General features: G+C 29.0%; 21 protein-coding genes and 1 pseudogene. 8 read left to right on the forward strand and 14 right to left on the reverse strand.

The annotated features are described in order from the left end of the window. Window positions 1-138: 138 nt before the first annotated feature. Genes CAMP18498_RS03470 through ribA form a run of 3 tightly spaced genes read right to left on the reverse strand, consistent with a single transcriptional unit; the run spans window position 139 to window position 1,645 of the window. Window positions 139-501: a hypothetical protein gene (locus CAMP18498_RS03470; RefSeq protein ID WP_337197574.1), complete on the reverse strand. Its 363-nt coding sequence runs from the start codon at window positions 499-501 to the stop codon at window positions 139-141. Further along, window positions 495-1,082, reverse strand: a complete 588-nt coding sequence (rsmG, locus tag CAMP18498_RS03475) for a 16S rRNA (guanine(527)-N(7))-methyltransferase RsmG (protein ID WP_337197700.1) — start codon at window positions 1,080-1,082, stop codon at window positions 495-497. The genes CAMP18498_RS03470 and rsmG overlap by 7 nt, the downstream gene beginning before the upstream one ends. Before the next feature lie 2 nt (window positions 1,083-1,084). Then, window positions 1,085-1,645 (reverse strand): GTP cyclohydrolase II, encoded by a 561-nt coding sequence (gene ribA, locus CAMP18498_RS03480; RefSeq protein ID WP_337197576.1) that lies wholly within the window; start codon window positions 1,643-1,645, stop codon window positions 1,085-1,087. 70 nt (window positions 1,646-1,715) lie between these two features. On the opposite strand from ribA, the gene hemB reads away from it, so the two are divergent. The 4 genes from hemB to CAMP18498_RS03500 are packed head-to-tail and all read left to right on the forward strand — an operon-like array spanning window position 1,716 to window position 5,796. After that, complete coding sequence (gene hemB / locus CAMP18498_RS03485) at window positions 1,716-2,696, forward strand: porphobilinogen synthase (protein ID WP_337197577.1); 981 nt, start codon at window positions 1,716-1,718, stop codon at window positions 2,694-2,696. Window positions 2,697-2,698: 2 nt separating this feature from the next. Beyond that, window positions 2,699-3,184 (forward strand): DUF2603 domain-containing protein, encoded by a 486-nt coding sequence (locus CAMP18498_RS03490; RefSeq protein WP_337197579.1) that lies wholly within the window; start codon window positions 2,699-2,701, stop codon window positions 3,182-3,184. Beyond that, window positions 3,171-4,526 (forward strand): oxygen-independent coproporphyrinogen III oxidase, encoded by a 1,356-nt coding sequence (hemN, locus tag CAMP18498_RS03495; protein WP_337197581.1) that lies wholly within the window; start codon window positions 3,171-3,173, stop codon window positions 4,524-4,526. Before CAMP18498_RS03490 ends, hemN begins: the two co-directional genes overlap by 14 nt. 1 nt (window position 4,527) lies before the next feature. Further along, window positions 4,528-5,796 carry a (Fe-S)-binding protein gene (locus tag CAMP18498_RS03500; RefSeq protein WP_337197583.1) on the forward strand — a complete coding sequence of 423 codons (1,269 nt, stop codon included), beginning with the start codon at window positions 4,528-4,530 and terminating at the stop codon, window positions 5,794-5,796. Window positions 5,797-5,799: 3 nt separating this feature from the next. On the opposite strand, the gene CAMP18498_RS03505 is transcribed toward CAMP18498_RS03500, so the two are convergent. Genes CAMP18498_RS03505 through CAMP18498_RS03515 form a run of 3 tightly spaced genes read right to left on the reverse strand, consistent with a single transcriptional unit; the run spans window position 5,800 to window position 8,025 of the window. After that, entirely contained in the window at window positions 5,800-6,009 is a 210-nt protein-coding gene (locus tag CAMP18498_RS03505; RefSeq protein ID WP_012661838.1) for a hypothetical protein, read from the reverse strand. Between the two features lie 37 nt (window positions 6,010-6,046). Beyond that, entirely contained in the window at window positions 6,047-7,054 is a 1,008-nt protein-coding gene (locus CAMP18498_RS03510) for an alanine racemase (RefSeq protein ID WP_337197584.1), read from the reverse strand. Further along, window positions 7,054-8,025, reverse strand: a complete 972-nt coding sequence (locus CAMP18498_RS03515) for a L,D-transpeptidase family protein (RefSeq protein WP_337197586.1) — start codon at window positions 8,023-8,025, stop codon at window positions 7,054-7,056. The genes CAMP18498_RS03510 and CAMP18498_RS03515 overlap by 1 nt, the downstream gene beginning before the upstream one ends. 124 nt (window positions 8,026-8,149) lie before the next feature. Here CAMP18498_RS03515 and CAMP18498_RS03520 point away from each other — a divergent pair, with 124 nt between their 5' ends. Genes CAMP18498_RS03520 through CAMP18498_RS03530 form a run of 3 tightly spaced genes read left to right on the forward strand, consistent with a single transcriptional unit; the run spans window position 8,150 to window position 9,576 of the window. Further along, on the forward strand, window positions 8,150-8,569 hold the full coding sequence (locus tag CAMP18498_RS03520) for a copper chaperone PCu(A)C (protein WP_337197588.1): 420 nt from the start codon (window positions 8,150-8,152) through the stop codon (window positions 8,567-8,569). Then, the gene (locus CAMP18498_RS03525) at window positions 8,569-9,015 is read left to right on the forward strand and encodes a hypothetical protein (protein WP_337197590.1); all 447 of its coding nucleotides are present in this window, start codon (window positions 8,569-8,571) and stop codon (window positions 9,013-9,015) included. The genes CAMP18498_RS03520 and CAMP18498_RS03525 overlap by 1 nt, the downstream gene beginning before the upstream one ends. A gap of 3 nt (window positions 9,016-9,018) precedes the next feature. Beyond that, window positions 9,019-9,576 (forward strand): SCO family protein, encoded by a 558-nt coding sequence (locus tag CAMP18498_RS03530; protein WP_337197591.1) that lies wholly within the window; start codon window positions 9,019-9,021, stop codon window positions 9,574-9,576. Window positions 9,577-9,586: 10 nt separating this feature from the next. Here CAMP18498_RS03530 and CAMP18498_RS03535 read toward each other — a convergent pair whose 3' ends face one another. The 6 genes and pseudogenes from CAMP18498_RS03535 to mapA all read right to left on the reverse strand — a co-directional run bounded on the left by CAMP18498_RS03535 (window position 9,587) and on the right by mapA (window position 15,684). Beyond that, window positions 9,587-10,789 carry an ABC transporter permease gene (locus CAMP18498_RS03535; RefSeq protein WP_337197593.1) on the reverse strand — a complete coding sequence of 401 codons (1,203 nt, stop codon included), beginning with the start codon at window positions 10,787-10,789 and terminating at the stop codon, window positions 9,587-9,589. Window positions 10,790-10,851: 62 nt separating this feature from the next. After that, window positions 10,852-11,298: a hypothetical protein gene (locus tag CAMP18498_RS03540; protein ID WP_133319812.1), complete on the reverse strand. Its 447-nt coding sequence runs from the start codon at window positions 11,296-11,298 to the stop codon at window positions 10,852-10,854. Continuing rightward, window positions 11,274-11,783: an LPP20 family lipoprotein gene (locus CAMP18498_RS03545; protein WP_337197595.1), complete on the reverse strand. Its 510-nt coding sequence runs from the start codon at window positions 11,781-11,783 to the stop codon at window positions 11,274-11,276. Before CAMP18498_RS03545 ends, CAMP18498_RS03540 begins: the two co-directional genes overlap by 25 nt. A gap of 61 nt (window positions 11,784-11,844) precedes the next feature. Continuing rightward, window positions 11,845-14,430, reverse strand: coding sequence for a DNA gyrase subunit A (gyrA, locus tag CAMP18498_RS03550; RefSeq protein ID WP_337197596.1), 2,586 nt, complete (start codon window positions 14,428-14,430; stop codon window positions 11,845-11,847). A 36-nt stretch (window positions 14,431-14,466) separates the two neighbouring features. Next, window positions 14,467-15,040: pseudogene (locus CAMP18498_RS03555) on the reverse strand (ComF family protein). Then, window positions 15,037-15,684, reverse strand: a complete 648-nt coding sequence (mapA, locus tag CAMP18498_RS03560) for an outer membrane lipoprotein MapA (protein WP_337197598.1) — start codon at window positions 15,682-15,684, stop codon at window positions 15,037-15,039. The pseudogene CAMP18498_RS03555 and the gene mapA overlap by 4 nt, the downstream one beginning before the upstream one ends. Window positions 15,685-15,890: 206 nt before the next feature. Between mapA and CAMP18498_RS03565 the strand changes: the two genes are divergently transcribed. Beyond that, complete coding sequence (locus CAMP18498_RS03565) at window positions 15,891-17,252, forward strand: DASS family sodium-coupled anion symporter (RefSeq protein ID WP_337197600.1); 1,362 nt, start codon at window positions 15,891-15,893, stop codon at window positions 17,250-17,252. Window positions 17,253-17,256: 4 nt separating this feature from the next. On the opposite strand, the gene CAMP18498_RS03570 is transcribed toward CAMP18498_RS03565, so the two are convergent. Next, window positions 17,257-17,871, reverse strand: coding sequence for a thiamine phosphate synthase (locus tag CAMP18498_RS03570; RefSeq protein ID WP_337197602.1), 615 nt, complete (start codon window positions 17,869-17,871; stop codon window positions 17,257-17,259). Next, window positions 17,861-18,994 carry a 2-iminoacetate synthase ThiH gene (gene thiH / locus CAMP18498_RS03575; protein ID WP_337197604.1) on the reverse strand — a complete coding sequence of 378 codons (1,134 nt, stop codon included), beginning with the start codon at window positions 18,992-18,994 and terminating at the stop codon, window positions 17,861-17,863. Before thiH ends, CAMP18498_RS03570 begins: the two co-directional genes overlap by 11 nt. Window position 18,995: the final 1 nt, after the last annotated feature.

Below are 18,995 nucleotides of genomic sequence, written 5' to 3' on the forward strand. Positions count from 1 at the left end.
CAACCCAAGAGAACTTAAAAATAGCTAATGATAGTGCAGCTATATCTGATAATGTTAATAAAATAGCTAATGATATCTTAGAGGATGCTAGAAAGAAGAAGTTTTAAATAATTGACTAAACCCTCAATTGGGTTTAGTTTAATTAATATAAGATTTTAAACAAACCCCATCAACGCTTAACTCGTAAGCTTTTTTTAGATTGTTTTTAAAAGTATCAAGCAAAAATAAAATTTTAGAATCAAACATATAAAACTCAGCCATTTTTGAAGCGATTTTTGCTAATCTCTCATCTTCTATTAAAATATATTTAGCACCTAATGCATTTGAAAGTAAAATTTCTTCTTCATTCTTAGCATATATAGCAAAATCTATTTTTTCCTTTTTTGCACTTTTTATATTTTGCTCATTATAATCAAAACAATTTACATTTGCTTTAATAAAAATATTTTCATAATGACTAAATTTTTGCATATTTATCAAAGGATGTCCAAAAATTAACATAGCTTTTCCTTTACTTTTAAAAGACAATAATTTCTAAAACCGCGGTTGAAAATTTTATAATCTTTCAATCCTTGTAGCTCATCATAAACCTCACTGCCTTTATAAAGCAAAAATGAAGTTTTTTCATCATAAAAACCATTTGAAATTTCAATCAAAGGTTTTATATCCATCAAAGCCCTTGATGTGATTAAATCTACTTTAAAAGGCGGATGATTTTGTAATTTTTCTTTTATAATATTCACATTTATCAAATTAAGCTCAGTTTTAATCACTCTTAAAAAAGAAGCTTTTTTAGCACTAGGCTCAAACAGAAAAAAATTACTATTTTCCAAAATATATGCTAAAAATATCGCAGGAAAACCAGCCCCACTTCCAATATCGATAATCTTTTTTTTATCAGTCAAATCACAATAGTCTAAAATTTTTATACTATCGACAATATTATCATCTATATTTTCAAGATGAGTTAGATTATGCACAGCATTAAATCTTTCTAATAACTCTTTATAGAGCGTGATTTTTTGGTAAAAATCATCTTTTTTAGCAAAATTTTGTATAAAATTTAATTGTTCTTCATAAATTTTCAATTTAAATGCCCCATTTGCGTATGTTTAATTTCCAAATAATCTTTATTAAAACGATTTGCTTCAATCAAAATAGGAATTCTTAAATTTACTTTTCCTTTTAAAGAGCTAAGTTTTTCAGGATTATTAGTTAAAAGATTAATCTTAGAAATCTTATAATATTTAAGTATAAAATCTACTATTTCATAACTACGCTCATCTGCTTTAAAACCTAATTGATGATTTGCCTCTATGGTATTAAAACCCTTATCTTGCAAAGCATAAGCGTTAATTTTATTAAAAAGTCCTATACCTCTTCCTTCCTGTCTTAAATAAATCACCATACCACCATGCTCTTGGATATATTTTAATGAAAAGTCAAGTTGCTCTCCACAATCACACTTTAAACTTCCCAAAACATCACCCGTTAAACATTCTGAATGGATTCTAATATTAACTTCTTTATCTAATTTTCCTTTAAAAATGCAAAGGTGTTCTTTATCGTTTTCTTTAAAACTTTGTATATTAAATTCTCCAAAACGAGTAGGAAGTTTTGCTATTTCAGAAATTTGAATAGTCATTATTTTAATTTACCTTTTTATAAAAAATATGCTAGAATTTAAGCAATTTTAACAAACAAAAAGGAAATTTATGTTTAAACGCTTTAGAAGATTAAGACTTAATGAAAACATTAGAAGCCTAGTAAAAGAAAATACCTTAAATTTGGATGATTTAATCTACCCACTTTTTGTTGTAAATGGCACTAATATTAAAAATGAAATTACATCTATGCCAGGTGTGTTTCAAATGAGCTTGGATGAAATTTTAAAAGAATGCGAAGAACTAATTAGTCTTGGTATTAAAGCGATTGTTTTATTTGGAGTGTTGGAAAGTTCTAAAAAAGATAGCTGTGGTAGTGATGCATTAAGCGATGATGGTTTGATTGCTACAAGTCTAAGAGCTATTAAGGCAAATTTTCCTAATTTAGTAGTGATTACTGATCTTTGTTTTTGTGAGTATACTGATCATGGTCATTGTGGCATTATTGATCCAAAAAGTAAAAGCGTGGATAATGATTTAACTTTAGAAATTTCAGCTAAACAAGCTCTAATTCATGCCAAAAACGGTGCTGATATGATAGCACCAAGCGGTATGATGGATGGTATTATTAAAACTTTAAGAAAAACCTTAGATAAAAATGGTTTTGAAAATTTACCTATTATGGCTTATTCTACTAAATTTGCTTCAGCTTATTATGGACCTTTTAGAGATGTGGCTGATTCCGCACCAAGTTATGGAGATAGAAAAACCTATCAAATGGATTTTGCTAATGGTAAAGAAGCCTTGTGTGAAAGCTTAGAAGATGAAAAACAAGGTGCTGATATTTTGATGGTTAAACCAGCGCTTGCGTATTTAGATGTAGTTAAAGATATAGCAAATCATTCCAAACTTCCACTTTGCGTATATAATGTAAGTGGAGAATACGCTTTATTAAAAGCAGGTCAAAAAGCAGGTGTGATTGACTATGAAAAAATAGTGCTTGAAACTATGCTTGCTTTCAAAAGAGCAGGAGCTAAGCTTATTATAACTTATCATGCAAAAGAAATTGCAAAATTATTAAACAAGGAGTAAGATTGAATAGTCTAAGTAAAAAAAGTTCCCAAGATATCATTAATGAATTATCAAATCATTTGGGTATAGAAAAACACAATCAAACCGTATTTCATCTAACTCATATAAACGAAAAAGAAAAAAAACTAAGCTTAAAAAATGGCCATGAATTAGCACCTGAACCATGGTTTATAGTAGATGAAAATGGCGAAGTTAAAACTATGTTTTCAGTAAAAACCCTAATTGAGTTTTTACAAAATGCCAAAGAGGTGCAAAAAAATAATTTTGAACTAAAATTAGAAAAGGCTATTTATCAACAAATTCCTATTGATTTTAATGATGTTTGGACAGTTGCTATGGATGAAATCAAACATCAAGTTGCCAAAGGCGTAAAAGAAGTAAATATTGATTTAGATCAACTAATTAGCAGTATTCATGCTAAACATCCTAATTTGTTTATTAATATGAAAGAAATGATGCAAAAGGTAAAACCAAATGAAAGATTATAAAAGCTTTGTTAAATACTCCAAAGCAGGCCCAAGATATACATCTTATCCTACTGCAGTGGAATTTAATACTCAGTTTAAATATGAAGATTATATACAAATTTTAAAAGATCAAAAAGCACAATTGTCTTTGTATTTTCATTTACCTTTTTGCAGAAGTGCTTGTTATTTTTGTGGTTGTAATGTAATATATACTGCTAAAGAAGAAAGCAAAGAAAAATACTTAAACTATCTTTTTAAAGAACTTGATCTTTTAGCAAATATCATCAACACCCAAAGAGAAGTAGCTCAAATGCATTTTGGTGGTGGTACACCTACATTCTTTTGCGCTAAACAATTACAAAGTTTGATTTTAAAAATTAAAAGCATTTTTCCAAATTTTACCCAAGATAGTGAAGTAAGCTGTGAGATTGATCCTAGATTTTTAAATGAAGAACAAACTGATGTTTTGATCCAAAATGGTTTTAATCGTATTAGTTTTGGCGTGCAAGATTTTGATGAAAAAGTTCAAAAGGAAATTCATAGAATTCAACCTTTTGAATTAACCAAAAATGCAGTAGATATGGTAAGAAAAAAGGGAATTAACTCAGTAAATATGGACTTAATCTATGGTCTTCCTTATCAAAGCCTAGAAAGTTTTAAGCAAACTTTAGAAAAAGCATTACTAATCAATCCTGATCGTTTTGCTATTTTTAACTATGCACATGTGCCTTGGCTTAAAAAAAATATGAGAAAATTCGATGAAAGCACATTACCAAGCCCTGATGTAAAACTTCAGATTTTAGAATACTGTGAAAAATTTTTAACTCAAAATGGTTATAAAATGATAGGAATGGATCATTTTGCAAAACCACAAGATGAACTTTTTAAAGCTTTAGAAAATGGTAGCTTGCATAGAAATTTCCAAGGCTATACTACAAAAGGTGGAACTGATTTAATTGGCATTGGCTTAACAAGTATAGGCGAAGGACAAAGACATTATATACAAAATTTCAAAGACATGCCAAGTTATGAAAAAGCTATTGATGAGGGTAGATTACCTTGTGAAAAAGGTATTATGCTTGATGATGATGATGAATTAAGAAAAGCTGTTATTATGGAACTTATGAGTAATTTTGCACTTAATATAAAAAATATAGAAAATAAATTTAAGATTGATTTTTTTGAATATTTTAAACAAGATTTAAAAGAACTTGAAGAACTTAGCGAATTTGTCACTATAGATGAAAATTATATCAAAGTTAATGAAACAGGAGTACTTTTAATACGTAATATTGCTATGTGTTTTGATAAATATTTAAAACGCATTAGCGAAGATAAAAAAGTATTTTCTAAAACGGTTTAATATGCTAAATGTTAATGAAATTTCTAATGCTTGTGTAAAATGTGGCAAATGCATACCAGTTTGTACTATACATGAGATAAACCGCGATGAGAGCACTTCTCCTCGTGGTTTTTTGGATTTAATTGGTGCTTATAAAAATCAAGAACTAGAACTTGATAAAAATCTTAAAAAAACTTTCGAATCATGTTTTTTATGTACAAATTGCGTTGAAGTTTGTCCAAGTCATTTAAGAGTAGATGGTGCTATTGAAAAAGTACGCTTTGATATAGCTCAAAAATTTGGCATAGCATGGTATAAAAAGCTTACTTTCTTTTTTTTAAGACACAGAAAGATTTTAGATATCTTAGCAAGATTAGGCTATGTTTTTCAAAGTTGTGCCTTTAGCTTGCAACATAAAAATTTAGGGATGAAAGCTAAATTTAGCCTACCTTTAATCAAAAAAGACCGCTTATTGCCTTCTTTAGCTAAGAAAAGTTTTTTAGCCTCTAATCCTGATTTTATAAACAATCAAGGCGAAAAAACTATAGGACTTTTTATAGGTTGTTTGTCTAATTATTCTTACACTAATACAGGTTTTGCTTTACTTGAAATTTGTAAGCATCTTAAAATTAATGTGGATTTATTAAAAGATCAATCTTGTTGCGGTGCTCCTCATTATTTTACCGGAGATTTTAATAGTGTAGAAAAATTAGCTAAAAAAAATATCATTTATTTTGAGGAAAAATTAAAAACACTAGATTTTATCATTATCCCAGAAGCGACCTGCTCTGCGATGATTAATATAGACTATGAACATTTTTTCCATATGCAAAATGATGAAGAATGGGTAATAAGAGCTAAAAATATTTCCAGTAAAATACTACTTGCAACAAAATATTTTTATGAATACACTAATTTAAAAGAACTTTTAAAAACAAAGAAAAAAATAAACACAAAAATCGCATATCATGATCCTTGCCATGCAAGAAAAATGCAAGGGGTTTTTAAAGAACCAAGAGCTTTACTAAAGCAAAATTATGCTTTTAAAGAACTTATCAAGTCAAATGAGTGCTGTGGTTTTGGTGGAGTTAGTATGCAAACTGATCATTATGAAAAAGCTTTGCAAGTTGGCATAAAAAAAGCTCAAAACATACAAAAAAGTAATGTAGAAATCATTAGCGCAGAGTGCTCAGCTTGTAGAATGCAAATTTCAAATGCATTAGAGCATGAAAAAATTTCCACAAGATTTTTACACCCATTAGAACTTATAGCTAAAACACTTCAAGATTAAAAACTAATCTTGATGTTTAATATCTTCAATGTTTGATCTATTTTTTTCTATTAAAATTCTATTTTGTTCTATGTTTTCACTATTTTTCTTGCATTCATTTTTTAAAATCTCTATATTTTTATGCAAAATCTTTATTTTTCTTTCATAACGATTAATCAGCAAAAACACTATAAATAAAAATAAAATTAAAATAGCCCAATTTAAAAATGCCATATTTATCCTTTCTTTAGATATATTAGTACTTTTTATCTTAAATTACAATTCTTTTTAAATTTGGAGAAAGTTTTACTAAAATTTCATAATTAATAGTATTAAAAAAGTTGGCCATAACATTTGCATCATTCATAACACAAATTATCTCACTATCATTCTCACAAGAAAAACTATCCATAGACATTTTTCCAAGTATTTTTTTACCATTAGGAAGAAAAAAATCTTTTTTACCATCATAACGCAAAAGCCCATCAGCATAACCTAAATCATAAGTTGCTATTTCAATATCTTCTCTTGCACTATACACTCCACCATAACCAACACTTTGACCTTTTTTTAACACTCTTTGGCTTAATTTTTCAGCCCATAAACTCAAAACCTTACGTAAGTCCTTATTAAAATGCGCATAACCAAATTGTACAAGCCCTACTCTACAATACTCATCATCTTCTAAAGTATTTGCTCTAAATAAAGCTTCAGAATTATGAGAATGAAATACTAAGTTCTTAGCCTCTTCTTGTAATAAATTATAAATTAACTTTTTAGCGTGTTGAAATTTTTGTTTTTGCACAAAATAACTTGCATCTACTTCATCGCTTCCTGCAAAATGCATCATCACTCCACGAAGTATCAAATTATTACTTTTTAACCCTTGCATCACTTCTTGAATTTCTTCAGGCAAAATTCCATTTCTATGCATATTTGTATCTATGACTAAATGAATTTTTGTATTTTTTTTAAGTTTTTTCATATCATTGTTTGCATTTAATGCATAAATAAATTTTTCACTTTCATTACCATGTGGATGATGAGACAAAATTAAGATATTATCAAAAATATTTCCAAGCTCTTTTGCTTCGTCTTCATTTTTTACGGCTATAAAATTTATACCTTTTGCTCTAGCTATAGGAGCTAAAAGTTTAGCTCCATGGCCATAAGCATTATCTTTAAAAACACAAATTACTTTTTCATAACCTCCAGCCTTAGAGGCTATTAGGTCAAGATTATACTCATAAGCTAAACGATCGATTTTTATATAAGCCATTATTGTTCAGCTAAAATTTGCATTTTATCTTCAACTAGCTTAACATAAAGAACTTTTTCTCCTTTGAATTTATAATTAGTACTACGATAATCTTCATAAAATCCTATTCTAAAAATCTTCTCATTTTTTTCATTTGGATAAGGACTTATGCTAAGATTTGAAAATTTAATAGTTTTTTCTTCTTTTTTAGCAAAAATTCTTTCTTTATTTTTTGCAAACTGCTCATATGAAAATTTGTTTTTATGTTTAAATATATTTTTATCATAAAAAGATAAATATTTATTAATATCACTTTTTTGCCAACTATCTTTCCAAGCAAACAAATTTGCTAATAAAATAGCTATTTCTTCATGATTTGCTCTTACCTTATTTTTCTCCTCTGTCATTGCATAAGCTTTTCTATCAGCAACTAATTTATTAAAATCTTCTAATAAATCATTTTGCACAGCAATACAACCTCTAGTTTTATAAGTATCTAAACGCGTTCCATCTAAAGGATAACCATGAATCCAAATTCCACCACCTGTTTTACCTAAAGTTTTATCTAAAACATTTGGATAAGTTGTTGCAAAAGCAAATGGTCCATAATATGGATCACCAGGATAAAATTTCTTTCCAAGCTCATAAAAACCTATAGGAGTTTTTAAATCTCCTTCTACTTCTTTATCTCCAGCCAAACCAGTTAAAACATCTTTTTGAATAAATTTCTTTTCTACTTTACCATTATTATAATGATAAACTCTAATGATTTTATCGCTTTTATTAGTTAAAACAATTGCAACATTTTCTTCATAGTAACCAAGGCTAACATTTTTATCTTTTATCTCATCAAGCCAAAAATCTTTCTTGCTTAATTCTTGTTCTAATACCTTTTCAACCGCATTAATACCTTGATTTAAATAAATTTTTGCAAGTTCGCTTGCATTTGCAAATACAGCTAAGCTAAACAATGCTAATATAATTTTAAACAATTTATACCTTCTCTACTAAAATTTAAAACAACAAAGAGCTAATTATAATATTTTTACAATAAATATATTTTTAATTTTTTCCGTGTATAATGTTTATAATTGACTAAAAATATAAAGGAAAATAATGAAAAAAATACTCAGCTTAGCTCTTTTAAGCACTTTTACCTTAGCTAACAACATCACTGTAAATGATCCCTATGTAAGACAAACTCCACCAAATTCTAAAACCACAGCATTTTTTTTAGAACTTAAAAATAATTCTGATAAAGATATAAAACTAATAAAAGCCCAAAGCTCACTAAGTGATACAACTGAAATTCACGATCATATCATGCAAAATGGCAAAAAAATGATGGTGCAAATCCCTCAAATTACTATAAAAGCTAATTCAAATGCTAAACTTAAACCAGGTGGTAAGCATATTATGGTATTAAATCTTAAAGAAAATATCACATCTCAAACAAAAGCTAATTTAACGCTTTATTTTGATGATAATAGCACAATTAAACTAAAAGATATCAAGTCAAGAAGCATTAAAAAATAATGAAAAATCTACTTGTCTTTGCCTTAGCTATAGTTTTTGCTATATGCGGGGCTTATTTTTATACTAATTCAACAAATTCTAGAAAAAAAAGAGAGTTAATCACCACTCTAACGCCTTTAGCATGCGATCTAAATATCCAAGAGTGTGAGTATAATTTTAAAGATAAAAAGGTATTAGTAAATTTAAATCCAAAGCCTATAACCGCATTAAATGAGCTTGATTTAAATATCACTAATTTGGGTGAGTTTAAAAAACTAAATGCTAGAGTTTATGGACTTAATATGTATATGGGAGATATTGTTCCACAATTTAAAAAAATAAACAATACTTATCATGCTAAATTAGTTTTAAGTTCTTGCACACTAGATGTGATGCGTTTTAGAATAGAGCTTTTTGATGATGAAACTCCACTAGATTTTTATTTTGACTTTGATGTAAAGAGGTAAAATTTGAAAAAAATAAATATTTTTTTATTAATTGTGGTAATTTTTGGAGTATTTTTTATATCTGTGCAGCATTTTGAAAACAACAAATACAATTTTCACTTAAATTCTGAAAAAGGCATACTTAGTCTAAAAGATTTTATCGGTAAAAAACTAATTGTATATTTTGGCTATACATATTGTCCTGATGTCTGTCCTAGTGAGCTTGCCTTGATTGCTAATGTTTTAGAAAAAATGCCAAATAAAGAAAAAGCTCATGTAATATTTATCTCACTAGATCCAGCAAGAGATAGCAACTTAACTCAAACTAGCCAATGGGTTAAGTATTTTTACCCAAATTCAACTGCATTAGTTGCTAAAGATGAAAAAGAATTAGAAAAAGTTACTAAAAATTATGGCGTAATATATGAAAAAATCAATCTTAAAGATTCTGCTATGGGATATTCTATAGTGCATAGTGGCGAATTTTATTTGATTGATGAGAATGGAAAATTTATTAAAACCATTAAAGATATTAGTTATGAAAACTTTTTCAATGAAATTCAAAAATTCTTAAACGAATAAATTTTTCAATTTATTCGTTTCTTAAAGTATCTAAAATATCTACTTGTGTTGCTTTTTTAGCAGGATAATAAGAAGACAGGCTCACAATCATAATAGCACCAAAAATCGTAGTACAAAAATCAACAAAAGAAAGCTCCAAAGGTAGCTTACTCATGCCATAAACATCACTTGGTAAAGAAATAATGTCAAAATTTCCAAGTACCCACAAAGCAATAGCTGCAAGTATCACACCTGCTACGATACCACTTCCACCTATCAAAAATCCTAAAGAAAAAAATGTTTTTTTAATCTCTAACTTACTAGCTCCTAAAGAAAGCAACAAAGCTATCTCACTACGACGATTCATTACTATCATTAATAAAGAACTTACTATATTTAAACTTGCGACCAAAATAATCAACATCAATACTATAAACAAAGCTCTTTTTTCTAAAGCTAATGCTGCAAAGAAATTTCCATTTTGCTCCCACCAGCCTACACTAGCATATCTTGCACCCAAAAAAGCTTCAATTTGTTTAATGTCCTCAAAAGGCTTATTTGAATATACATGTACCCCATCATAACTTCCTTGGGGATATGACAAAATCTTAGCTAAAGCTTTTACATCTGTATACATATAAGCTTTATCATAAGCTAACAAACCTGAAGAAAAATCAGCCATAACATCAAATCTTTTAACTTTTGGAATAAGCGAAAGTCCGCTCGCATTAAGATTGGAAAAAATTAAAGTGATTTTTTCATTATAATCAAGTCCAAATTCATCTTTTAAACCCTTACCAATTAAAATATCAAAATTATCTAATTTTTTATCTTTTAAAGCTTGAGCTATTACCTCATTGATCTTTTTTTCATCCTCAAAATTAACCCCAAAAAGCATACCGCCTTCCAATTTTAAATCATTTCTTGCTATAACCTGAGTAGCAATATAAGGACTAAATAATAAATTTGGAAATTTGTTTCTTAATTCTTGCAATAATTTATCATCTACATTTGCTCCAAAACGCGGTAATATAGTGATAGGATAATTCATAGTAAAAAGTTTTCTCTCAAATTCTTTATCAAAGCCATTCATAATAGCCATTGCAACTAAAAGCACACAAAGTCCTATACTTACACCTAAAAAGGCTAAAATTTTTGAAAGCATAATAAAGGGTTGATCTTTATCAAAACGCAGATATTTAAATAATAAATAACAAGGGATACTTTTTTGCATTTTATACTCTTAATATTTTTTTAAGTATTTTAACTTGATTTTTATAAAAGCTAGCTTTGTATTTATTTAAGATAATATACAAAGGCACTATTATCATGAAATTCAACTATAAATCTTAACGGCAAAATTCTCACATAAGTTTCACTTTGCGCACTTGCTTGTTCACTTTTTACAAAGTCTTTTACATCTATTTTTGAGTTAAAAAAGCAATCAATTAAATCATTTTTGTGGGCATTTAAAAAGTTAAATTTATCCAGCTTTGTCATCTTTTCTTCAGCCACCATACCAAAATCATTGCGTATTAAAGATTTCAAATCACTTGGCGTATATGCTAACTCACAAGCATATTCTAAATTTTTATTTTTACTTTTAGTCATAGCCATAGAAATAGTTTCATTTTGATGATAAAGAATAAAATTTTTATTAGAAAGTTCTGCCCAAAATATAAATTCATCTTGGGCAGTAGCATTAAAAATTATGAGGATTAATAAGCAAACAATTCTTTCCACTTGTCAGCATCAATTTTAAGTTCTACATTTACTCTATAAAGACCATCTTTAAAGTCTTGATCTACAACACTTGCATTTTTAATCAAACCATTTACCTGTGCTGTAATAGTTGAGCTTTTAAGCATTGCATCTTTTACTGTATCTTTACCATTAACTCTGACACCATACAACTTACTTGCTAATTGTCTATAAGCATCAGTAATTGCCGCTCTTTTAGCTAAAGCTAAAGCTTGGCCCACTGAAACCGTATTTAAAGGAGCAATACCCTCACCCACCGCTGTAAAAGTTAAATCATTATCTGTGCTTGTATCATTTGTAAGCATTTTTTCTTCTCTAATGATGTTACGCACATCATCTTTATCAACTTTTTGAACCACAACATCAGAATTTGCTGCTTGAGTCTGATTTGGATTCACACCTCTTTGATCTAGCGCACAAGCACTAAAACCCAAAGCTAAACAAAACATAAAAATAACTTTTTTCATTTTTTACACCTTCAATTTATTTGATTTTATTAAAACAGCAAAAAGCATTCCAATAATTTTACTATTCTAAATTTAAATCCATATTAGTTTCAGCATCTAATTCCTCATCTTCTTCTTTAGGACACTTAGCAATGCTTACAACCTCATCATTTTCAACATTAACAACAATTACACCACTTGTATTTCTACCTGCTTTTCTAATGCTTTGCATATCAACGCGTATCATCTTACCGCTGCTTGTTAATGCCATTAAATCCATACTTTCATCAACTATGACTATACCGATTAAATCTTTTGTTTTGGCAGTAAGTTTCATACAAATAACACCCTTACCACCTCTACTTTGAAGTCTATATTCTCCAGCATCAGTACGCTTACCTATACCTTTTGCACTTACGCTTAAGATTTCTTGAGCGTCATTTTCTATAACAACAGCACCCACAACCTCATCATCTTTTTCTTTAAATTTAATCGCAGTTACCCCTCTACTTACACGGCCAATCTCTCTAACTTTAGCAAGTGGGAATTTAATGCACATACCTTTTTTGGTAACCGCAAAAAGCATTTTACCACTAACAATTTCAAGCTCTTCGCTATTTTCATTTGTTTCAATTTCCAGATTATCTTCTGCTTCTAAGTTTTCGTCTGTATTTATATTTACAATTTCACTTTCATCTCTTGATACAATAATTGCAGTAACAAGCTCATCATTTTCATCTAGATTAATCGCTTTTACACCCACACTTCTAATATTTTGATATTCGCTTAAATTTGTGCGTTTTACGATACCATTTTTAGTAAAGAAGCACAATGATTTACTCTCATCAAAATCAGTAGTTGGAATAATTGCCATGATTTTTTCATCTGCTTGCAGATTAATGAGATTAACCACAGCTTTACCTTTGGCAGTTCTGCTTCCTTCAGGAATTTTATAAACTTTAAGCCAGTAAAGTTGCCCACGATCAGTAACAAACATCAAAGTATCGTGTGTGTTTGCCGTAAAGAAGCTTTCTATAAAATCATCATCATAAGTTGTAACTGCGACCTTACCTTTACCACCACGTTTTTGTTTTTCATATTGCTTGCTTGGAACACGCTTAATATAACCACGATGAGTAATGGTAACTACCATGTTTTCATTTGGTATCAAATCTTCTATATCAATATCATCATAGTCATCTTCAATTTGAGTGATTCTTGGCACATCAAATTTTGTTCTGATTTCTTTTAGCTCATCTTTGATTAAATTTTCAAGCAAAGTTTCGCTTTTTAAAATTTGATCAAGTCTTTCAATTTCTGCTAATAATTCTCTTAATTCATTATCGATTTTTTCTCTTTCAAGTCCTGTTAAACGACCTAATTTCATATCTAAAATCGCATTAGATTGAAGCTCGCTTAAGCCAAATTTTTGCATTAATAAATTTTTAGCCGTTGGATTATCAGGAGAGTTTTTAATCAAAGCTATCACTTCATCAATATTATCTAGTGCTATTTTTAAACCTTCTAAAATATGCGCTCTAGCTCTAGCTTTTTGCAACTCATAAATAGTTCTTCTAATAATTACAGTTTTTCTATGATTTAAGAATAAATTTAAAAGTTCAATTAAAGAAAAAACTTTTGGTTCTTTATTATGTATAGCAAGCATAATCACACCAAAAGTGCTTTCCATAGTGGTAGATTTAAAAAGATTATTTAACACAATCTCACTCATAGTATCACGTTTTAGCTCAATTACTACGCGAATTCCTTCTCTATCACTCTCATCTCTAACTTCAGCAATGCCTTCGATTTGTTTTTCTTTAGCAAGTTCAGCAATTTGCTCTATCAATCTTGCTTTATTGGTTTGATAAGGAAGTTCATCTATTACAATAATATCTTTATTAGCTCTTTTTTCAATATGGGTTTTTGCTCTTACTTTTACCCTACCACGACCTGTGCGATAAGCTTCTATAATACCCTTTTTACCAAAGATAATACCACCGGTTGGAAAATCAGGGCCTTTGATAAATTGCATTATTTCTTCTAAGCTTGCATTTTTATTATCAATTAAATAAAGTAAACCATCAATAAGCTCATTTAAGCTATGCGGAGGAATATTAGTAGCCATACCTACTGCAATACCACTTGAACCATTAAGCAATAAATTTGGCACCCTAGCAGGTAAAACATCAGGCTCACTCATAGAATCATCATAATTTGGTATAAAATCAACCGTATCTTTTTCTATATCACGCAAAAGTTCTTCAGCTAAAATCGTCATCCTAGCTTCAGTATAACGCATTGCAGCAGCGCCATCACCATCAATAGAACCAAAGTTTCCTTGCCCATCTACACTTGGATAACGCATAGAAAAATCTTGTGCCATTCTTACTAAAGCATCATATACAGCTGTATCACCATGTGGATGGTATTTACCGATTACATCACCCACTATACGCGCTGATTTTTTGTATGCACTACGACTTCCAACACCTAAATCATTCATAGCATATAAAATTCTTCTATGAACAGGCTTAAGCCCATCTCTAGCATCAGGTAAAGCACGGCCTATAATAACACTCATAGAATAATCTAAATAACTACTCTTTATAGAACTTTCTATATCTATATTTTCAATATCTGAATCTTTAGTAAAAATATTTTCCATAAAAATCCTTAAAATTAATCTTTATATTTTAGCAGATTATTCTTTTGCATTAGCTAAAACTAAAGCAAAAAGTACTTCGATATTATTTTTTTCTAAAAGCTCTCTTGCTTCAAGCAAACTTAATCCCGTAGTTATCACATCATCTACTAAAATCACAGGATATTTTGGACGCTTTAAAAGCTTATAAGATCTTTTATTATCTTTACGAAATTGCAAGCTTTTTCCACTATATTTAAATTCTGAATTAGCTTGCAAAGCATGATACATAGGTTTTATAAATTGAGTTTTTAAATGTTTGGTTAAAATAGCAGTATGAGAGTAGTTTTTATATGTTTTATCATCCAAGGCTATGGCATTAATTTTACAAGAGGGTTGAAAAAAAATCTTTAAATTTAGCAAAACTTAATTTTGCAAGCGCATTTAAAACAAAATATCCTTGAAATTTATGTTTAAAATAAATTAGATGTTTAATTTGTTCATATTGATAAAAATAATAAACCTTAAAACCTTTATCAAGTTCTCTTATACCTAAAGAATATTCTAAAAGCTCTTCCTTGCAAGCTGGACAAAAGCTCACAAAGGAAAATCCATGACAATTAAAACACCTCACAAAGAGCTGATAATATCTGCAGATTTATTAGCTACTTGTTTTATAAGAAGCTGAGTGAAGAAAGGCAGATCTTTAATATTATAAAAACCTTTAACTTCTTGTTTAGTTTTAATGTTAATAGTTTTATTAGTGTTAATATCTTTTAATGTTAGCTGACTAGCAATAATTGAAAATAAAGAATTAGAATCAAATTTAGAATAAAAATCATTAAAACTTAAATCTACTCTTAAAACATAAGGAGAATCTTGTGTATTTTCAACCACTACTATACCTCTATTTTCTAATTCTTCTTTTAAAAACACATAAAAATAGTAGTTAAAATTTTCATTAATATAATAATTATTTCCATTAGAAGAAGAATATTTCAAATTCTCATTTAAATCATACACTCTATGAATATAAACTTTTTTCAAAGAAGCACTTTTATCAATTGTTCTTTTATTTGTACAATACTTAAGTCCTACATCACTAATATACACAAGACCTTTAATTTTTGCTTCATATGCTTTAGAATCAGAAGGATTATAACACTGTGCTTGGATTTTTATAACTTCATTAACCTTAGCTACACCTTGATTTTTAGGGTTTACAGCACAAGCGCCAAAAAACAAAGCTAAAATACATACGAATATTTTTTTAAACATTATCTTTCCTTAAAAGTAATCATCTTTTTGATTAAGATGATTTTTAATCAGCAAAAATTATACCAAAAACAAATGAATTTTACTAAAAATTACTTTTTTTCACACAAAAATAATTTTGTAAAAAAAAATTATATAAAAATTAATATTTAAAAGAAAATTCATTTAGAATATGTTACAAAACTACAATATTTTAAAGGAGTTGTTAAATGAGTTCAAACACAAAAACACTTATAGTTATTGCTGATTTAGTGTTATTTATCGCTTTGCTTTATTTCTCCCCTTTTGGCGAAACTAAGGTAAACCAAGGATTATCCCTGTTAATCTTTATCGCTATATTATGGCTTAGCGAAGCTTTGCATGTTACTATTACAGCTATTTTAGTACCTGTTTTAGCAGCCATCTTAGGATTATTACCTACTGCTAAGGCTTTAACAGGCTTTGCCGATTCTAATATCTTTTTATTTTTTGGTGGTTTTGCTCTAGCAGCAGCCATGCATCATCAAAAACTAGATAAGCTAATTGCGCATAAAATTTTAACCCTAGCAAAAGGACATTTAGGTTTATCAAGTTTATATATTTTTATCACTACTGCATTTTTATCTATGTGGATGAGCAATACTGCAACTGCAGCCATGATGCTTCCGCTTGCTATAGGTATGCTAGCTTCACTTGATCCACAAAAAGATAGAAATACTTATGTTTTCATTCTTTTAGGTATAGCTTTTAGTGCAAGTATAGGTGGTATAGGCACTATAGTGGGAACTCCGCCAAATGCTATTGTTGCTACTCAATTACACATTAGTTTTGCACAATGGCTAAAATATGGCATTCCTATTGTTTTAATCTTTTTACCTGCAATGATTTTGATTTTATATTTTATGTTTAAACCAAGATTTAATCTACAAGTTGATTTACACACTGAAAATATAGAGCTTACAAGGCCTAGAATCATCACTTTAATAATCTTTTTGGTAGTTGCACTATCTTGGATTTTTAGTGGTAATATAGGTCCTATCATCACAAGTATTTTTGGACATAAAATAGCAAATCTTGATGCAATTATTGCCTTGCTTGCAGCTGTTTTAGTATGTGCATTTAAAGTAATTGATTGGAAAAATGTACAAAAAAATACTGATTGGGGCGTGTTAATGCTCTTTGGTGGAGGTATTACTCTAAGTGTAGTGTTAAAAGATTCAGGTGCTAGCAAGGTTATGGCTGATACCATTATTTCATTTATAGAAAATGGAAATTTATTTGTTATAGGTTTAATCGTAGCCTTTTTTATAGTATTTTTAACAGAATTTACCTCAAACACTGCTTCAGCAGCCTTACTTGTGCCTTTATTTATCTCTATTGCAGATACTTTGGGTGTTCCTGCTTTAGGACTTGCTTTAATCATTGCAATCGGTGCTTCTTGTGCTTTCATGCTACCAGTTGCTACACCACCAAATGCTATAGTTTTTGGTACCGGTCATATCAAACAACAAGAAATGGTAAGAGTAGGAATTATACTAAATATATTCTGCTCAATTAGTCTTGCAATAATTGCTTATTTCTTCTGGTTATAATCTTTTAGTCCTTTTGGACTAAAAGATTTTTACATTTTAAAACATAATTTTTTACATTTTCGCTTTTATACAAAGCTTCTCTTATACACACACCTGTTAAATTTAAATCTTTTAAGTGATTTATAGTTTGAGTATTTATACCACCTATAGCATAAATGGGTATTTTTGAAACTTTTAACAAATCATTTAAATTTTTTATACCTTTTGGAGTCAAATCAGTCTTACAAGAACTTTCAAATACATGCCCAAAAAAAGCATGACTTACTTTAAGCTTATAAGCTAAACCTAATTCTTCTTTAGAATGGATGGAAGTACCCAAAAGCTCAAATTTTTTATAGCTTTGTGGGTAATTTTGTAAAACAAATAAAGGAGCATGAAAAAATTGATGATTTAATTTTAAACAAGCTTCATAATAATAATGTAAAAAGCAAATCTTTTGAGTTTTATTAAAAATTTTTAATACTTCTTTGGCTAATTTAGTATATTCTAACTCATCTAAATGTTTTTCTCTAAGCACCAAAGCATTGATACTACTTTGACTTAGTTTTTCAATAAAATTTAAAAAATCTCCTTGAGTATTTTGACTATCACTAATAGCAATGATTTTTTTATCCCACATAAATACTATCGCTCATTATAGCTTGCAAATTTGCATTTTTTAACATAGCTAAAACCTCATCAACACTACGCATATCGCTAATTTGAAACTGATCATCGCCTTTTTTATCACCTTGATGCTCACCCACTCCCACACTCACACCTGCACTCATTTTAGTAGCTCCAAGTTTAATAACCCCGTCTCTAAATCCTACTCTTTCACGCGTAGAAATAGCAATGCTAGCAAAAGGCAAAAACAATCTATAAGCACATAAAACTTGCAAAAGTCTTGTTTCGCTTACATCTTTTGGATGAATTTTTTTATTATTAATAATAGGTCTTAGTCTAGGGATAGACAAAGCTATTTCAGCATGAGGGTATTTTTGCTGTAAAAAATACGCATGTAAAGCCGTGGCAAAAGCATCTCTTCTAAAATCATCTATACCAAGTAAAGCTCCAAAAGCAACCCCTCTCATACCCGCTTTTAACGCTCGTTCTTGTGCATGAAAACGATACTCAAATACACTTTTTTCACCTTCAATATGAATTTTAGAATAAGTTTTTTGATTATAAGTTTCTTGATAAACACTTACATATTCACAACCCTTTTCATGAATCAGTGCATACTCATCTACATTCATAGGATAAACTTCAATCCCAACGACTTTAAAATACTCTTTTGCTATTTCACAAGCTTTGGCAAGATATTCCACGCTAGCATATTCCCTGCCCTCGCCTGTTAAGAGTAAAATTTCTTCCAAGCCACTTTTTTTAATCTCTTGCATTTCTTTGTGAATTTCAGCCTCATTTAGCTTAGCTCTTTTAATATTATTTCCTTTTTGAAATCCACAATAAGTGCATTTGCTATTGCAAAAATTAGAAAGATATAAAGGTGTAAAAAGTGAAATGGAATTTCCAAAATATTTTTGAGTGATCTTGCTTGATTTTTGCGCTAAGTCTTCTATAAAATCTTCTGCTGTGCTTGAAAGCAAGGCTTTTAAATCTTCTATGTTAAGATAATCTTTAGCTAAAGCTTGTTTTACATCAAAAGCGTTAAATTTACTTTCATCAAAATTTTCAACTTCTTTTAAAACCTTAGCTAAAATCTCACTTTCAATACTTTGCATATGAGGATAATTTTGCATT

It is taken from the genome of Campylobacter sp. W0066.2 (assembly GCF_024723515.1).
Lineage (GTDB): Bacteria > Campylobacterota > Campylobacteria > Campylobacterales > Campylobacteraceae > Campylobacter_D.